Origin of the sequence: Streptomyces sp. NPDC127108, assembly GCF_042677545.1 — a bacterium.
In the GTDB taxonomy this organism is placed as follows: domain Bacteria; phylum Actinomycetota; class Actinomycetes; order Streptomycetales; family Streptomycetaceae; genus Streptomyces.
This window is the reverse complement of record NZ_JBHXTE010000009.1, coordinates 170,977-185,169: the sequence shown is the minus strand read 5'-3', so window position 1 is coordinate 185,169 and position 14,193 is coordinate 170,977. Positions and strand designations below refer to the sequence as shown.

Genomic DNA, 14,193 nt, shown 5'->3' with positions numbered 1-14,193 from the left:
GCGCCGCACCCGACGGACGTTCGGGAACCGCGCGCTCTCCGCACGGCGTCCTCCAGGACAACACCGTACGAAAAGGCACGAAGAATCACACGCACGAAAAGGCAGGTCACCCATGGGCATCATCAGCTGGATCGTTCTGGGGCTGCTCGCCGGTGCCACCGCCAAGCTCCTGCTCCCGGGCCGCGATCCGGGCGGCTTCATCGGTACGACGCTGATCGGCGTCGCGGGAGCCTTCGTGGGCGGCTGGATCTCCGCGCGCTTCCTCGACCGCCCGATAGCCGACCACTTCTTCGACGGCGCGACCTGGGCCGCGGCCATCGGAGGCTCCCTCGTCCTCCTGATCGCCTACCGCATCCTCTTCGGCCACTCCCGCCGCTGACGACGCACACGGCCACCGCAGACTGCAGCCAGCAGCAAGGGCGGGCACCCGATCCGGGTGCCCGCCCTCCGTCGTCCGTCGGCGAGCCGAACGGCCCACGAACTACCGATAGTTCACAAACTGCAGCGCGAAGTCGAAGTCCTGGCCCTTCAGGAGCGCCTGCACGGCCTGCAGGTCGTCGCGGCTCTTGGAGCTGACGCGCAGCTCCTCGCCCTGGACCTGTGCCTTGACGCCCTTGGGGCCCTCATCGCGAATGATCTTCGCCACCTTCTTCGCGTTCTCCTGGGAGATGCCCTCCTGGATCGTCGCGAAGATCTTGTACTCCTTGCCGGACAGCTGCGGCTCGCCCGCGTCCAGCGCCTTGAGGGAGATGCCACGCTTGATCAGCTTGGACTGGAAGACGTCGAGGATCGCGTTGACCCGGTCCTCCGAGTTGGCCTCCATCAAGATCTTCTCGCCGGACCAGGAGATCGAAGCACCGACGTTCTTGAAGTCGTAGCGCTGCGAGATCTCCTTGCCCGTCTGGTTGAGGGCGTTGTCGACCTCCTGCCGCTCGACCTTCGAGACGATGTCGAAACTGGAGTCGGCCATGTCCTGTGGCTCCTTGTATCGGGGTCTGCGTACTCAGCGGGTACACGGCCTTCTAGTCGCCGACCGCATCCGTAAAGCCTAGCCACTGCCTCCCCGCCGGGTGCCGATCAATCGGGTGGCGAAGCACCCCCGGTCATCAGGTATCGTTTACGTCGTTGCCACGGAACGCCGCGCAGAGCGGACCCGGGCAGCAAACCCTGGCGGTGTGCCCGAGCGGCCAAAGGGAGCAGACTGTAAATCTGCCGGCTTCGCCTTCCCAGGTTCGAATCCTGGCGCCGCCACATGAAGGAGACCCTCTCCGTCTTGCGAAACGCAAGCGGAGGGGGTCTTCTCGTTTTCGGGTTCCGGGTCCCTCGTCCTCAGGTTCCGGGGCCGGTTGCCGCAGGTCCGGGTCCGGCGTGGGCACACTGGGACGTATGTCGTCGTCCAGCTCGTCCCGTCGCAGACACTGTCCCGTGTGCCGTCGCGAAATCGCGGTCGTGGGCGGGAGGTTCGCCCGCCACGATCCGCCGGGGCCGCGGGGCGCCGGGGATCTCGTCTCGTGCCCCGGGTCCCGGCAGTACGCCCAGCTCGGCGCCGCGCAGCCCGCGCTCGACGGGTACGTGGTGCCGGAGTTCCCGGGGCAGCTGCCGCTGTTCTGAGGCTCAGGACAGCGGCGCTTCGCCGCTCAGGTCAGCGGCGCTTCAGGCAGCGGACGCGTCAGTTGCCCGCGACCGACTTCGCCGCCACCGAGACCGGCGTCGAGCCGCTGATGAGTTCCAGGGTGAGCCCCGCCGTCGCCGGGGTCTCCAGGAGCTCCGCGAGCACCGCCGCCACGTCGTCGCGCGGGATCGGGCCCCGCCCGGTCGACGCCTCCAGGCGTACGAGACCCGTGCCGGCGTCGTCCGTCAGCATGCCGGGGCGCAGGACCGTCCAGTCCAGGGCGGCACGGCCGCGTACGTACGCGTCGGCCTCGCCCTTGGCCCGCAGATAGGCGTCGAAGATCTCGTCGCCGGGGTGGTCGGGGTCGGCGCCCATCGACGACACCACGATGTACCGGCGGGCCCCGGCCCGCTCCGCGGCGTCTGCGAACAGGACGGCGGCGTCCCGGTCCACCGTGTTCTTGCGGTCCACCCCGCTGCCGGGCCCCGCGCCCGCCGCGAACACCGCCGCGTCCGCGCCCTCCAGATGCCGGGCGACCTCCTCCACGGACGCCGACTCCAGGTCGCACAGCACCGGTTCGGCGCCGGCGTCCCGGAGATCGGCCTCGTGCGCGGGGTTGCGGATGAGCCCTGCGGCTTCGTCACCGCGCGCGGCGAGCAGTCGCTCCAGCCGCAGCGCGATCTGACCATGACCTCCAGCGATGACAATGCGCATGCTCCCGACCGTACGGCAGCCCGCACGTGATCGCGGCCGGAACGTCCCGCACCAGGCCACATGCCGCACGGCCCACACCCCCGGAGGGTCACGAAACCGCCCCGCCCCCCTTCCCTCGCCCTTGCCGCGGCAGATCGAGCGCCACCGCCACCGCCGAGTCGCAGTACTCCCGCACCGCGCTGGTCCGCGCCACCACGCGCCCCCGGTGCACCACGATGCGGCTGTACGCCAGCGACAGCGCCCCGGCGAGCGTGTCGCCGCGTACCGCGAGGAGTTCCGCCGGGAACCCCGCCTCCACCCGGACCTCGGGCAGCCCCATCGCCGCCCGCGCCGCCGAACTCACCGCGTCGTAGGCCTCCTCTGGGCGCAGCCCCCGCCGGGACGCGAGGAGGTACGCCGCCTCCAGCGGATCCCCGCGGCCCACCGGGTTCGCCACGTCCCGCAGCGCCCCGCTGCCCGCCGCGACCCGCACCCCGGCGGCCCGCAGCAGCCGCACCGGGACCGTCCCGCCGTCCGCCACCCCCAGGTGCGGAGCCCCCGCGTGCGAGGCCCCTGCGTCCGCGGCCCCCGTGTGCGCCGCCCGCGCCCCGTATCCCGCGCCCCCGCAGTCGCCCTGAGGCAGGCACACCACCGTCACCCCGGCCGCAGCCAACTGCTCCGCGGTCCGCGCCGTCACGTCGGACGGCAGCCGCCCCAGGCCCCCGCACGGCCCGATCGCCACCCCCGACCGCAGCCCCCCGGCCGCCACCGCGAGCCGCGCCAGACGGGCCGGATCCCCGCCGTCCGTATGCAGGTCGACCGCGCAGCCGTGCTCCGCCGCGAGGTCGAGGACCGCCTCCGCGTACCCCGTCGGATCGGGGTCCAGATCCGGGCAACCGCCCACTACGGAGGCGCCCATTTTCAGCGCGTCCCGCAGCATCGCCATCCCGTCGGCGCCCGCCGCCCCGGTGAGCAGCCGCGGCACGGCGACTACGGAGAGGTCGACGAGGCCACGCAGCGAGCGCCGCGCCTGGAGCACCGCCTGGAGCGAGTCCAGGCCCTGGACGTCGCCGATCCGCGCGTGCGAGCGCAGCGCCGTCGCCCCGTGCCCCAGCTGCAGCAGAGCCGCCTCGGTGGCGCGTCGCTGCACGTCCTGGACGTCTCCGGGGACCGGGCCCTCCGTGAGCGCGCTCAGGGCCGTGTCGCTGTGCGCGTGCGGCTCGGCCGCCGCGGGCAGCAGGAGATAGCCGCTCAGGTCCACACGCCCCGCGTGCGCGGCCAGACTGCCCGCCGTGCCGACGGCCTCGATGCGCCCCTCACCGAGCCGTACGTCCACGGTCCTGCCGTCCGTCAGCCGCGCCCCGCAGAGCAGCAGCGCGGAGGACTGGGCCGAGGGCAGGGCGGCGGGGGACTCCCGGGGGCCGGGGGAGTCGGGCGAAGAGGGCTGCTGCGGCTGGCTGTCGGGCATCGCGCTCCTGGTGCTCGGGGGCGGCTGCGGGCGGCTCGAGACGTGCCGGGACGCGACCCGAGGGCGCGCGTGGACGGCGGCGGCGAGGCACGCAAGATCACGCAGCGCGGGTCGAGCCTAGGGCGGCGGGGAGCCCGCTTCGCGGAGGAGCGCAATAGTCGTACTGCTGTGGTGCGAGGGCTTGGTGATCCCTGGTGAGGCGGGTGGGAAGGCCTTTTCCGGGCCGGTGCCATGCCCCCGGACGGCCCTGGCGAAACGGATTTGGGCGATCGGCGGGCGAGCGTGTAATGTCTTCATCGCTCGCCCCAATAGCTCAGTCGGTAGAGCGTCTCCATGGTAAGGAGAAGGTCTGCGGTTCGATTCCGCATTGGGGCTCTGATGTGTGAAGGTTCCTCGCTTCCGGGCGGGGATCCGAAGCGCATCGCAGCGGTGTAGCTCAGTCGGTAGAGCAAGCGGCTCATAATCGCTGTGTCACCGGTTCAAGTCCGGTCACCGCTACCCTCAGTAGCCGATTGTGGGGTCGGTCCTTCGATCGGCTACTCTTTTATGCGTTCATCCGTCCATCCGTCCGTCAAGGAGCACTCACGTGGCTGCCACCGACGTCCGCCCGAAGATCACGCTGGCCTGCGTGGAGTGCAAGGAGCGGAACTACATCACCAAGAAGAACCGGCGTAACAACCCGGACCGACTGGAGATGAAGAAGCACTGCCCGCGTTGCAACTCGCACACCGCGCACCGCGAAACGCGATAAAAACAGGCTAGTACTCGAGGCCGCCCCCGATCACTCGGGGGCGGCCTCGAGTCGTTTCCGGACACACCCCGCCCGCCGCACCGGCGGCGGCCCGTCCGGGCCCCTACCGAGAACCCAGCTGCCAGGAGGTGCCGAGCCATGGCGCTCGACCAGTCCTTCGTGGGGCGGTCCTACCCGCCCACCGACCCCTATGAGGTCGGCCGCGAGAAGATCCGCGAATTCGCGGTCGCGGTGGGTGACGCCAACCCCGCGTACGCCGACCCGGAAGCCGCCAAGGCGCTCGGCCACCCCGATGTGCTCGCCCCGCCGACCTTTGTGTTCGCGATCACGTTCAAGGCCGCGGGCAACGTCATCGAGGACCCGCAGCTGGGCCTCGACTACAGCCGAGTCGTGCACGGCGACCAGAAGTTCGCGTACACGCGTCCCGTGTACGCGGGCGACCGGCTCACGGTGACCTCGACCATCGAGAACATCAAGTCGCTCGCCGGCAACGACATCCTGGACATCCGCGGCGAGGTCCACGACGCGGCCGGGGAGCACGTCGTGACCGCCTGGACCAAGCTCGTCGCGCGCGCGGCCGAGCCCGCCGCGGAGGGGGCGTGACCATGACCGCGAAGATCGCATACGACGACGTCGAGGTCGGCACCGAACTCCCGGCCCAGACCTTCCCGGTGACCCGCGCCACGCTCGTGCGGTACGCGGGCGCCTCCGGTGACTTCAACCCGATCCACTGGAACGAGAAGTTCGCGGTCGAGGTCGGGCTGCCCGACGTCATCGCGCACGGCATGTTCACGATGGCCGAGGCGATCCGCGTCGTGACGGACTGGGTCGGCGACCCGGCCGCCGTCGTCGAGTACGGCGTGCGCTTCACCAAGCCCGTCGTGGTCCCGAACGACGACAAGGGCGCCACGATCGAGGTCAGCGCGAAGGTCGCCGCGATCCTCGACGACCAGCAGGTGCGGGTCGACCTCCTGGCCAAGAGCGGCGACCAGAAGGTGCTCGGCATGTCCCGGGCGGTCGTGCGGCTGGCCTGAGGCCTGAAGTCTGAGGCCTGACGGTTCGGCCGACCATGCGGTCACCAGCCAGTGAGGCCATCAGCCATCGAGGTCACCAGTCATTGAGTAAGGGGCGCCCGCCATTGCGGACGCCCCTTACTCGTACCTCCAGAGAGACACCTCTTGACATGGTTAGTGATTGGCCACTAACTTAGTCGCATGGTCAGGATGAGTGCGGAGGAGAGGCGCGAGAGCGTCATCCGCGCGGCGATGAGCGAGTTCGCCCGCGGCGGGTATTACGGGACGTCGACCGAGGCGATCGCCAAGCGTGTCGGGGTCTCGCAGCCCTATCTCTTCCGGCTCTTCCCCAGCAAGAAGGCGATCTTCCTGGCGGCGTCGTCGCGCTGCCTGGAGGACACCCGCAAGGTCTTCGAGAAGGCGAGCGAGGGGCTGCACGGCGAGGAGGCCCTGCACGCCATGGCCGTCGCGTATTCGCAGCTCATCGCGGACGACCCCGACAAGCTCCAGATGCAGCTCCAGACGTATGTCGCCGTGGCGGCCGCCGAGGCCGCAGGGGACCACGAGTTCGGCGAGATGGTGCGCGCCGGCTGGATGGAGATCTGGCACGCGGCGCATCTGCCGCTCGGGGCCGACGTGAACGAGACGACGACGTTCATGGCCTACGGAATGCTCGTCAACGTCCTGTCCGCCCTGAAGTTCCCCGCCGACCACCGGGTCTGGGAAGGCTTCTACCTGTCGGCCCAGCCCCAGGAGAAGTCCACGCAGCCGTAGTGGCCGTAGCGGCCCCAGTAGTCACGTGGACGCGGTCCGAGGCTCGTGCCTCGCTGCGCCCACGAAAGTTAGTCATCAATAACTAACCTTACTTCGACACTCACCGTCCGGGGGAGACATGTCACAGCAAGCAGGGTCCCGCGGGGGAACCGTCTGGGCCCTCGTCATCACCAGCGTCGCCGGATTCATGGCGGCTCTCGACAACCTCGTCGTCACCACCGCGCTGCCCTCCATCCGCGAGGACCTGGGCGGCCACCTGGAAGACCTCGAATGGACGGTGAGCGCCTACACCCTCACCTTCGCCGTGCTGCTGATGTTCGGCGCGGCCCTGGGGGACAGGTTCGGGCGCCGCAAGCTCTTCGGCGTCGGCCTCTCGACCTTCACCGCCGCCTCCGCCGCGGCGGCCCTCGCGCCCGGCATCAACGAGCTGATCGCCGCCCGCGCGATACAGGGAGTCGGCTCCGCGATCATGATGCCGCTCACCCTGACGCTGCTCACGGCCGCCGTACCGGCCGCCAAGCGCGGCATGGCGTTCGGGATCTGGGGCGCCGTCAACGGCCTCGCGGTCGCCAGCGGGCCGCTCATCGGGGGCGCGCTCACCGAGCACGTCTCCTGGCAGTGGATCTTCTGGCTGAACGTCCCTCTGGGCCTCGCCCTGCTGCCGCTCGCCCGGATGCGCCTCTCGGAGTCGTACGGCACCGGCGCCCCGCTCGACTTCGCCGGCACCCTGCTCGCCAGCGGCGGCCTCTTCGGCATCGTCTACGCCCTGATCCGCGGCAACATCGACGGCTGGACCAGTGCCCCCGTCCTGACCGGCCTGATCGCCGGTGCCGTGCTGCTCGCCGGCTTCGTGCACCACGGCATCCGTGCCAAGAACCCGATGCTGCCGATGCGGCTCTTCCGCAGCCGGGCGTTCTCCGCGATCAACGCGGCCAGCCTGTTCATGTTCGTCGGCATGTTCGGCTCGATCTTCCTGCTCAGCCAGTTCCTCCAGGGAGTGCTCGGGTACTCGCCGACCGAGGCGGGCCTGCGGCTGCTGCCCTGGACCGGCATGCCGATGATCGTCGCGCCGATCGCGGGCTACCTCTCCGACCGCGTCGGCGGCCGCCCGATCGTCACCGCCGGGCTCGCCCTCCAGGCCATCGGTCTCGGCTGGTTCGCGGTCGTCCTGTCGCCCGACGTCTCGTACGCCGCCCAGCTGCCCGCCCTGATCATCAGCGGCGTCGGCATGGCCCTGTACTTCGCCCCGGCCGCCAGCCTGGTCATGGCCAGCGTCCGGCCGTCCGAGCAGGGCATCGCCTCCGGCGCGAACAACGCGCTGCGCGAGGTGGGCGGGGCGCTCGGCGTCGCCCTGATGGCCTCCGTCTTCTCCTCGCAGGGCGGGTACGAGTCGCCGGTGGCGTTCGTGGACGGGCTCGAGCCCGCGCTGTGGGTGGGCTCCGCCGTGGTCGCCCTGGCCGCCGTGGCCGCGGGCCTGCTTCCCCGGCGGGGGAGCGCCGGTGTGGTCGCCGAGGCGCACTCGGCCGAGGAGCGGGTGCCCGTGTCCGTGTGACGGGGGTCTTATGGGGCTGCGCCCCTCTCCCCCCTGTTGGCCCTTCGGGCCTCGTCCTCAAGCGCCGGACGGGCTTCAGCAGCCCCGTCCGGCGCTTGGGTGTGCCGGGGGCGCGCCGCGGGGCACCGCTGTGTCGGCCGTACCCTGGGGGGCGTGCAGGTACTCCACGACGCCCCCCTCGCCCCGCTCACCACCTTCCGGCTCGGTGGCCCCGCCGCCCGCCTGATCACCGCGACGACCGACGCCGAGGTGATCGCCGCCGTCCGCGAAGCCGACGACTCCGGGACCCCGCTGCTGATCGTCGGCGGCGGGTCGAACCTGGTCATCGGCGACAAGGGCTTCGACGGCACCGCCCTGCGCATCGCCACCACCGGCTTCGCCCTGGACGGCACCCGCCTGGAGCTCGCGGCCGGTGAGGTCTGGACGGACGCCGTCGCGCGCACCGTCGAAGCGGGCCTCGCGGGCATCGAGTGCCTGGCCGGCATCCCCGGCTCCGCGGGCGCGACGCCGATCCAGAACGTGGGCGCGTACGGCCAGGAGGTCTCCTCGACGATCACCGAAGTGATCGCGTACGACCGGACGGCTCGCGAGACGGTCACCATCGCGAACGCGGACTGCGAGTTCTCGTACCGCCACAGCCGTTTCAAGGCCGACCCCGACCGCTTCGTGGTCCTGCGCGTGCGCTTCCAGCTGGAGGACGCGGGCGGGATGAGCGCCCCGATCGCCTACCCGGAGACGGCCCGCACGCTCGGCGTCGAGGCGGGGGACCGGGTGCCCGCCGCCGTGGCCCGCGAGACCGTCCTGAAGCTGCGCGCGGGCAAAGGCATGGTGCTCGACCCCGAGGACCACGACAGCTGGTCGGCCGGGTCGTTCTTCACCAACCCGATCCTCACGGACGAGCAGTTCGCCGCCTTCCACGCGCGCGTGGCGGAGCGGCTCGGCCCGGACACCGCACCGCCCGCGTACCCGGCGGGCGACGGCCACGTGAAGACCTCCGCGGCCTGGCTCATCGACAAGGCCGGCTTCACCAAGGGCTACGGCCAGGGCCCCGCCCGCATCTCCACCAAGCACACCCTGGCCCTCACCAACCGCGGCGACGCCACCACTGAGGACCTGCTCGCCCTGGCCCGCGAGGTCGTCGCGGGCGTCCGGGACGCCTTCGGCATCACGCTGGTCAACGAGCCGGTGACGGTGGGCGTCAGCCTGTAGGGCGCGCTCCAGGGGCCCCTCCCTGGAGGTACCTCCAGGGCTCCCAGGACCGCCGCGTCAGGACGCCAGCCACTCCTCGATCCCCGCCAGCAGCTTCTCCTGCACGTCCGCCGGCGCCGCCGACCCCCGCACCGACTGCCGCGCCAGCTCGGCCAGTTCGGCGTCGCTGAAGCCGTGGTGCCGGCGCGCGATCTCGTACTGCGCGGCCAGGCGCGAGCCGAAGAGCAGCGGGTCGTCGGCGCCGAGCGCCATCGGCACCCCGGCGTCGTACAGCGTCCGCAGGGGCACGTCCTCGGGCTTCTCGTAGACCCCGAGAGCCACGTTGGACGCCGGGCACACCTCGCAGGTCACGCCGCGCTCCGCGAGCCGCTTCAGGAGCCGCGGGTCCTCGGCCGCGCGCACGCCGTGCCCGATGCGCCGCGCGTGCAGGTCGTCGAGGCAGTCCCGCACCGACGCGGGTCCGTTCAGCTCGCCGCCGTGCGGGGCCGCGAGCAGGCCGCCGTCGCGGGCGATGGCGAAGGCGCGGTCGAAGTCCCGTGCCATACCGCGCCGTTCGTCGTTGGAGAGCCCGAAGCCGACGACACCGCGGTCGGCGAACCGCACCGCAAGGCGGGCCAGCGTGCGCGCGTCCAGGGGGTGCTTCATGCGGTTCGCGGCGACCAGGACGCGCATCCCGAGCCCGGTCTCGCGCGCGGCCGTGTCGACGGCGTCCAGGATGATCTCCAGAGCCGGAATGAGCCCGCCGAGCCGGGGCGCGTACGACGTCGGGTCGACCTGGATCTCCAGCCACCCCGACCCGTCCCTGATGTCCTCCTCGGCCGCTTCCCGCACCAGACGCTGGATGTCCTCGGGCTCGCGCAGACAGGACCGCGCCATGTCGTAGAGCCGCTGGAAGCGGAACCAGCCCCGCTCGTCGGTCGCCCGCAGCTTCGGCGGCGTCCCCCCGGTCAGGGCCTCCGGCAGATGGACCCCGTACTTGTCGGCGAGCTCAAGCAGCGTCGACGGCCGCATCGACCCGGTGAAGTGCAGGTGCAGATGGGCCTTCGGCAGCTCTCTTACGTCTCGTACGCGCTCCATTCCAGGATCTTGCCGTACGCACCCCACGTCCCGGTAGCCGCTTTTTCCCATGGGGTACGCGTCTGAACAAAGAAACGGACGGCAGTGCACCACGTGGTGCACTGCCGTCCGTCGCGCGCTGCGGGTGCCTCAGTCGCGGGCTTCCGCGAGGAGCTTCTGGATCCGCGAGACGCCCTCGACCAGGTCCTCGTCACCCAGGGCGTACGAGAGCCGCAGATAGCCCGGCGTCCCGAAGGCCTCGCCCGGGACCACCGCGACCTCGACCTCGTCCAGGATCAGGGCGGCAAGCTCGACGCTGTCCTGCGGGCGCTTGCCCCGGATCTCCTTGCCGATGAGGCCCTTCACCGAGGGGTAGGCGTAGAACGCGCCCTCGGGCTCGGGGCAGATGACGCCGTCGATCTCGTTGAGCATCCGCACGATCGTCTTGCGGCGCCGGTCGAAGGCCTCGCGCATCTTGTCGACGGCCGTCAGATCGCCCGAGACGGCGGCGATGGCGGCGGCCTGCGCGACGTTGGAGACGTTGGACGTGGCGTGCGACTGGAGGTTCGTCGCGGCCTTCACCACGTCCTTCGGGCCGATGATCCACCCCACGCGCCAGCCGGTCATGGCGTACGTCTTGGCGACGCCGTTGACGACCACGCACTTGTCGCGCAGCTCGGGCAGCAGGGAGGGCAGGGACGTGAACTCCGCGTCTCCGTAGACGAGGTGTTCGTAGATCTCGTCCGTCATGACCCACAGGCCGTGCTCCAGGGCCCAGCGGCCGATGGCCTCCGCGTCCTCACGGCTGTAGACGGCGCCGGTCGGGTTCGACGGGGACACGAAGAGCACGACCTTCGTGTTCTCGGTGCGCGCGGCCTCCAGCTGCTCCACGGAGACGCGGTAGCCGGTGGTCTCGTCGGCGACGACGTCGACCGGGACGCCGCCCGCGAGGCGGATCGACTCCGGGTACGTGGTCCAGTACGGCGCCGGGACGATGACCTCGTCGCCCGGGTCGAGGATCGCGGCGAACGCCTCGTAGATGGCCTGCTTGCCGCCGTTGGTCACCAGGATCTCGGAGACCTCGGGCTCGTACCCGGAGTCGCGCAGCGTCTTCGCGGCGATCGCGGCCTTCAGCTCGGGCAGGCCGCCCGCGGGCGTGTAGCGGTGGTACTTCGGGTTCTTGCAGGCCTCGACGGCCGCTTCGACGATGTAGTCCGGGGTCGGGAAGTCCGGCTCGCCCGCGCCGAAACCGATCACCGGGCGCCCGGCGGCCTTGAGGGCCTTGGCCTTGGCGTCGACGGCGAGGGTCGCGGACTCGGAGATCGCGCCGACTCGGGCGGAGACCCGGCGCTCGGTGGGAGGAGTGACAGCGCTCATGCGCCCATCGTTCCAGACCCGAAACGGCCCCGACACACGGGTTTCCAGGACCGTCCGATCCGGAGCCGGATCCCATCGTGTTCGACGGGGCGCCCCGGACCACGTACACTCACTGGTCGTTGGCCCTCACCGGCCGCACCTTCCAAGAGCACTCGGTGCACATGGTCGGATGCTGTAGGTTGGGGGAAATCAAAGGGTCGTAGCTCAATTGGTAGAGCACTGGTCTCCAAAACCAGCGGTTGGGGGTTCAAGTCCCTCCGGCCCTGCTACACACACCTTCGCCAGGATGTGTGCGCATGTACGTACTGCAATGCACCGCCGTGCGGCTCAACCGGGCGCGGCACGGCCACGACCCGGAATCAGGTGAGACGAGTGACGGACGCCGTGGGCTCCATCGACATGCCTGATGCCCAGGACGAGGCGCCGGACTCCAAGAAGAAGGCGCGCAAGGGCGGCAAGCGAGGCAAGAAGGGTCCGCTGGCCAGGCTGGCGCTCTTCTACCGCCAGATCGTCGCGGAACTCCGCAAGGTCGTCTGGCCGACGCGCAGCCAGCTCACGACGTACACCACGGTCGTGATCGTCTTCGTCGTCATCATGATCGGCCTTGTGACCGTGATTGACTATGGGTTCAGCAACCTCATCAAGTACATCTTCGGCTGAGCCGAGAGCGAAGGGCGCCGCACCAGGCGCCCCTTTCGCGTGTTCCACCCCCATGTATCCAGGAAGAAGCAGCCACCGTGTCTGACCCGAACCTGAACGACGCCGTCGAGCCTCGCGCAGAGCACGCGGAGTCCGTGGAGGACCAGCTCGACATCGTCGAGGCGGCGGACGCCGAGGACCCGGACCAGGCCGAGGCTGCCGACGTCGCCGCGGGCGAGCCCGCCGAGGAGGCGGCCCTGCACGTGGAGTCCGACGAGGAAGCCGCCGCCGGTGGCATCGACGTCGCCGAGACCGACGAGGACGCCGAAGCGGCCGAGGCCGTCGCCGACGAGGAGTCCGCCGAGGACGCCGCCTCCGACGAGGACGAGGCCCCCGCCGAGGACGCCGAGCCGGTCGACCCGATCGCGGCCCTGCGCGAGGAGCTCCGCGGCCTGCCCGGCGAGTGGTACGTCATCCACACCTACGCCGGTTACGAGAACCGCGTGAAGACCAACCTCGAGCAGCGCGCCGTCTCGCTCAACGTCGAGGACTTCATCTTCCAGGCCGAGGTGCCGCAGGAAGAGGTCGCCCAGATCAAGAACGGCGAGCGCAAGACCATCCGTCAGAACAAGCTCCCCGGCTACGTCCTGGTGCGCATGGACCTGACGAACGAGTCCTGGGGCGTCGTCCGCAACACCCCCGGTGTCACCGGCTTCGTCGGCAACGCCTACGACCCGTACCCGCTGACGCTGGACGAGATCGTCAAGATGCTCGCCCCGGAGGCCGAGGAGAAGGCCGCCCGCGAGGCCGCCGAGGCCGAGGGCAAGCCGGCTCCGGCCCGCAAGGTCGAGGTCCAGGTCCTGGACTTCGAGGTGGGCGACTCGGTCACCGTCACCGACGGCCCGTTCGCGACGCTGCAGGCCACGATCAACGAGATCAACGCCGACTCGAAGAAGGTCAAGGGCCTCGTCGAGATCTTCGGCCGCGAGACCCCGGTCGAGCTGAGCTTCGACCAGATCCAGAAGAACTAGCTCGAAGATCTTCGCGCAGAGCCCCTGACCGGCGGGAAACCGCTGGTCAGGGGCTTTGTCGTGGGCACCGGCGAACAAATGTGTTCCACGCCACAACCATCGGGTGCCCAAGGCTGTCTCACTTGTAGACGGAAACGCCCGGTCCCTTCCTCCACGACACCTCAGCACACTTATGGGGATCTCTGTCACCATGAGCGGCGATTTGTGGTGCTCTGCGGCGGTACGGCACCCCGGGCTCACTCATCGACAAGCACCGACGAGCAAGGGGGACCACCTGATGCGTGCCCGCAAGACTGCGATTGCTGCTTCCGCCTGCGCCTTCGTCCTGCTCGGCGCCGGCTCGGCGCTGGCCGGAACCGGCCCCGCGCCCGCGCCCGACGCCAGAAAGGCGGCGCCCCAGTCGACCGCGCCCTCGGCGGACGGCAACCCGCGGAGCCTCAAGGCCCAGGCGGCCGGGGTCTGTTCCGACGCCTACCAGATCGGCACCACCGCGTACATCGACCGGAAGGGAGCGCACGCCGCGTCGGTGAAGCAGTTCTACTCGCCCAGCTGCAAGAAGAACTACGGCTACGTCTGGGTGTGGAAGAGCTTCCGCGACAAGGTCAAGGACTACGACGTCAGCACCGGTGTGTACAGCTACGCCCGGGACGAGGTCGTCGGTCAGGACTGGTGGAACGACACCAACGTCCAGGAGTTCTGGTCGCTGCCCGCCGACACCGCCGCGGAGTGCACCGCCGCGATCGGTGAGCTGCGCGCCCCCGGCGACCCGCTCGCGGGCCACGCCATGACGTCCAAGCGCTGCTGAGCGCACCCGCTGCCCGGTGGTCGCAGCCGGGTGCGGAGGGCCGTGGGCCCCACTCCGGGAGGGGTGGGGCCCACGGTCTGCGCAAGTACTGGTTTGGGCCCCGCAGAGATACCCGTTATCGTAGTGCGGTATGCCTCCATCCGGATGATCGCGACTATCGATGATCATCGCCACGGATGCGGCTCAACACTCTCACTAGGACCCGGAGAGAGC

At 70.4% G+C, this 14,193-nt stretch carries 16 protein-coding genes and 4 tRNA genes; 15 read left to right on the top strand and 5 right to left on the bottom strand.

Annotated elements, in window-relative coordinates; translation table 11 throughout:
- The first annotated feature begins 112 nt into the window (after positions 1 to 112).
- The gene (locus tag ACFVHO_RS10270) at positions 113 to 379 is read left to right on the top strand and encodes a GlsB/YeaQ/YmgE family stress response membrane protein (RefSeq protein WP_030359052.1); all 267 of its coding nucleotides are present in this window, start codon (positions 113 to 115) and stop codon (positions 377 to 379) included.
- A gap of 102 nt (positions 380 to 481) precedes the next feature.
- Here ACFVHO_RS10270 and ACFVHO_RS10265 read toward each other — a convergent pair whose 3' ends face one another.
- A complete protein-coding gene (locus ACFVHO_RS10265) occupies positions 482 to 970 on the bottom strand; it encodes a YajQ family cyclic di-GMP-binding protein (RefSeq protein WP_030359047.1) in 489 nt (162 codons plus the stop codon).
- A 199-nt stretch (positions 971 to 1,169) separates the two neighbouring features.
- On the opposite strand from ACFVHO_RS10265, the gene ACFVHO_RS10260 reads away from it, so the two are divergent.
- A tRNA-Tyr gene (locus tag ACFVHO_RS10260) sits at positions 1,170 to 1,251 on the top strand.
- 135 nt (positions 1,252 to 1,386) lie between these two features.
- Positions 1,387 to 1,611: a hypothetical protein gene (locus ACFVHO_RS10255; RefSeq protein WP_385712077.1), complete on the top strand. Its 225-nt coding sequence runs from the start codon at positions 1,387 to 1,389 to the stop codon at positions 1,609 to 1,611.
- Positions 1,612 to 1,669: 58 nt separating this feature from the next.
- On the opposite strand, the gene ACFVHO_RS10250 is transcribed toward ACFVHO_RS10255, so the two are convergent.
- Positions 1,670 to 2,326 carry an SDR family oxidoreductase gene (locus ACFVHO_RS10250; RefSeq protein WP_385712075.1) on the bottom strand — a complete coding sequence of 219 codons (657 nt, stop codon included), beginning with the start codon at positions 2,324 to 2,326 and terminating at the stop codon, positions 1,670 to 1,672.
- Positions 2,327 to 2,414: 88 nt separating this feature from the next.
- A complete protein-coding gene (locus ACFVHO_RS10245; RefSeq protein ID WP_385712073.1) occupies positions 2,415 to 3,773 on the bottom strand; it encodes an amidohydrolase family protein in 1,359 nt (452 codons plus the stop codon).
- A gap of 302 nt (positions 3,774 to 4,075) precedes the next feature.
- Here ACFVHO_RS10245 and ACFVHO_RS10240 point away from each other — a divergent pair.
- The 8 genes from ACFVHO_RS10240 (at position 4,076) to ACFVHO_RS10205 (ending at position 9,072) form a co-directional block, all read left to right on the top strand.
- Positions 4,076 to 4,148: transfer RNA gene (locus ACFVHO_RS10240), tRNA-Thr, on the top strand.
- Positions 4,149 to 4,198: 50 nt separating this feature from the next.
- A tRNA-Met gene (locus tag ACFVHO_RS10235) sits at positions 4,199 to 4,271 on the top strand.
- Between the two features lie 88 nt (positions 4,272 to 4,359).
- Complete coding sequence (gene rpmG / locus ACFVHO_RS10230) at positions 4,360 to 4,524, top strand: 50S ribosomal protein L33 (RefSeq protein ID WP_003956487.1); 165 nt, start codon at positions 4,360 to 4,362, stop codon at positions 4,522 to 4,524.
- A 138-nt stretch (positions 4,525 to 4,662) separates the two neighbouring features.
- Positions 4,663 to 5,127: a MaoC family dehydratase N-terminal domain-containing protein gene (locus ACFVHO_RS10225; RefSeq protein WP_385712071.1), complete on the top strand. Its 465-nt coding sequence runs from the start codon at positions 4,663 to 4,665 to the stop codon at positions 5,125 to 5,127.
- Between the two features lie 2 nt (positions 5,128 to 5,129).
- Positions 5,130 to 5,558 (top strand): MaoC family dehydratase, encoded by a 429-nt coding sequence (locus tag ACFVHO_RS10220; protein ID WP_380854220.1) that lies wholly within the window; start codon positions 5,130 to 5,132, stop codon positions 5,556 to 5,558.
- Between the two features lie 180 nt (positions 5,559 to 5,738).
- Positions 5,739 to 6,311: a TetR/AcrR family transcriptional regulator gene (locus ACFVHO_RS10215; RefSeq protein ID WP_385712069.1), complete on the top strand. Its 573-nt coding sequence runs from the start codon at positions 5,739 to 5,741 to the stop codon at positions 6,309 to 6,311.
- Positions 6,312 to 6,429: 118 nt separating this feature from the next.
- Complete coding sequence (locus tag ACFVHO_RS10210) at positions 6,430 to 7,863, top strand: DHA2 family efflux MFS transporter permease subunit (RefSeq protein ID WP_385712067.1); 1,434 nt, start codon at positions 6,430 to 6,432, stop codon at positions 7,861 to 7,863.
- Between the two features lie 153 nt (positions 7,864 to 8,016).
- Positions 8,017 to 9,072 carry a UDP-N-acetylmuramate dehydrogenase gene (locus ACFVHO_RS10205; protein WP_385712065.1) on the top strand — a complete coding sequence of 352 codons (1,056 nt, stop codon included), beginning with the start codon at positions 8,017 to 8,019 and terminating at the stop codon, positions 9,070 to 9,072.
- Positions 9,073 to 9,129: 57 nt separating this feature from the next.
- Here the strand turns inward: ACFVHO_RS10205 and ACFVHO_RS10200 are convergent, their stop codons facing one another.
- Together ACFVHO_RS10200 and ACFVHO_RS10195 are read right to left on the bottom strand one after the other, a co-directional pair.
- A complete protein-coding gene (locus ACFVHO_RS10200) occupies positions 9,130 to 10,149 on the bottom strand; it encodes an adenosine deaminase (RefSeq protein ID WP_385712063.1) in 1,020 nt (339 codons plus the stop codon).
- Between the two features lie 129 nt (positions 10,150 to 10,278).
- Positions 10,279 to 11,505, bottom strand: coding sequence for a pyridoxal phosphate-dependent aminotransferase (locus ACFVHO_RS10195; RefSeq protein ID WP_385712061.1), 1,227 nt, complete (start codon positions 11,503 to 11,505; stop codon positions 10,279 to 10,281).
- 193 nt (positions 11,506 to 11,698) lie between these two features.
- Between ACFVHO_RS10195 and ACFVHO_RS10190 the strand changes: the two genes are divergently transcribed.
- From ACFVHO_RS10190 to ACFVHO_RS10175, 4 genes are all read left to right on the top strand, one after another.
- Positions 11,699 to 11,771 (top strand) — tRNA-Trp (locus tag ACFVHO_RS10190).
- 106 nt (positions 11,772 to 11,877) lie between these two features.
- Entirely contained in the window at positions 11,878 to 12,165 is a 288-nt protein-coding gene (secE, locus tag ACFVHO_RS10185) for a preprotein translocase subunit SecE (protein ID WP_030359036.1), read from the top strand.
- Between the two features lie 77 nt (positions 12,166 to 12,242).
- Complete coding sequence (gene nusG / locus ACFVHO_RS10180) at positions 12,243 to 13,175, top strand: transcription termination/antitermination protein NusG (RefSeq protein ID WP_385712059.1); 933 nt, start codon at positions 12,243 to 12,245, stop codon at positions 13,173 to 13,175.
- A gap of 277 nt (positions 13,176 to 13,452) precedes the next feature.
- Positions 13,453 to 13,980, top strand: coding sequence for a hypothetical protein (locus ACFVHO_RS10175; protein WP_385712057.1), 528 nt, complete (start codon positions 13,453 to 13,455; stop codon positions 13,978 to 13,980).
- The last annotated feature ends 213 nt before the right edge of the window (positions 13,981 to 14,193 follow it).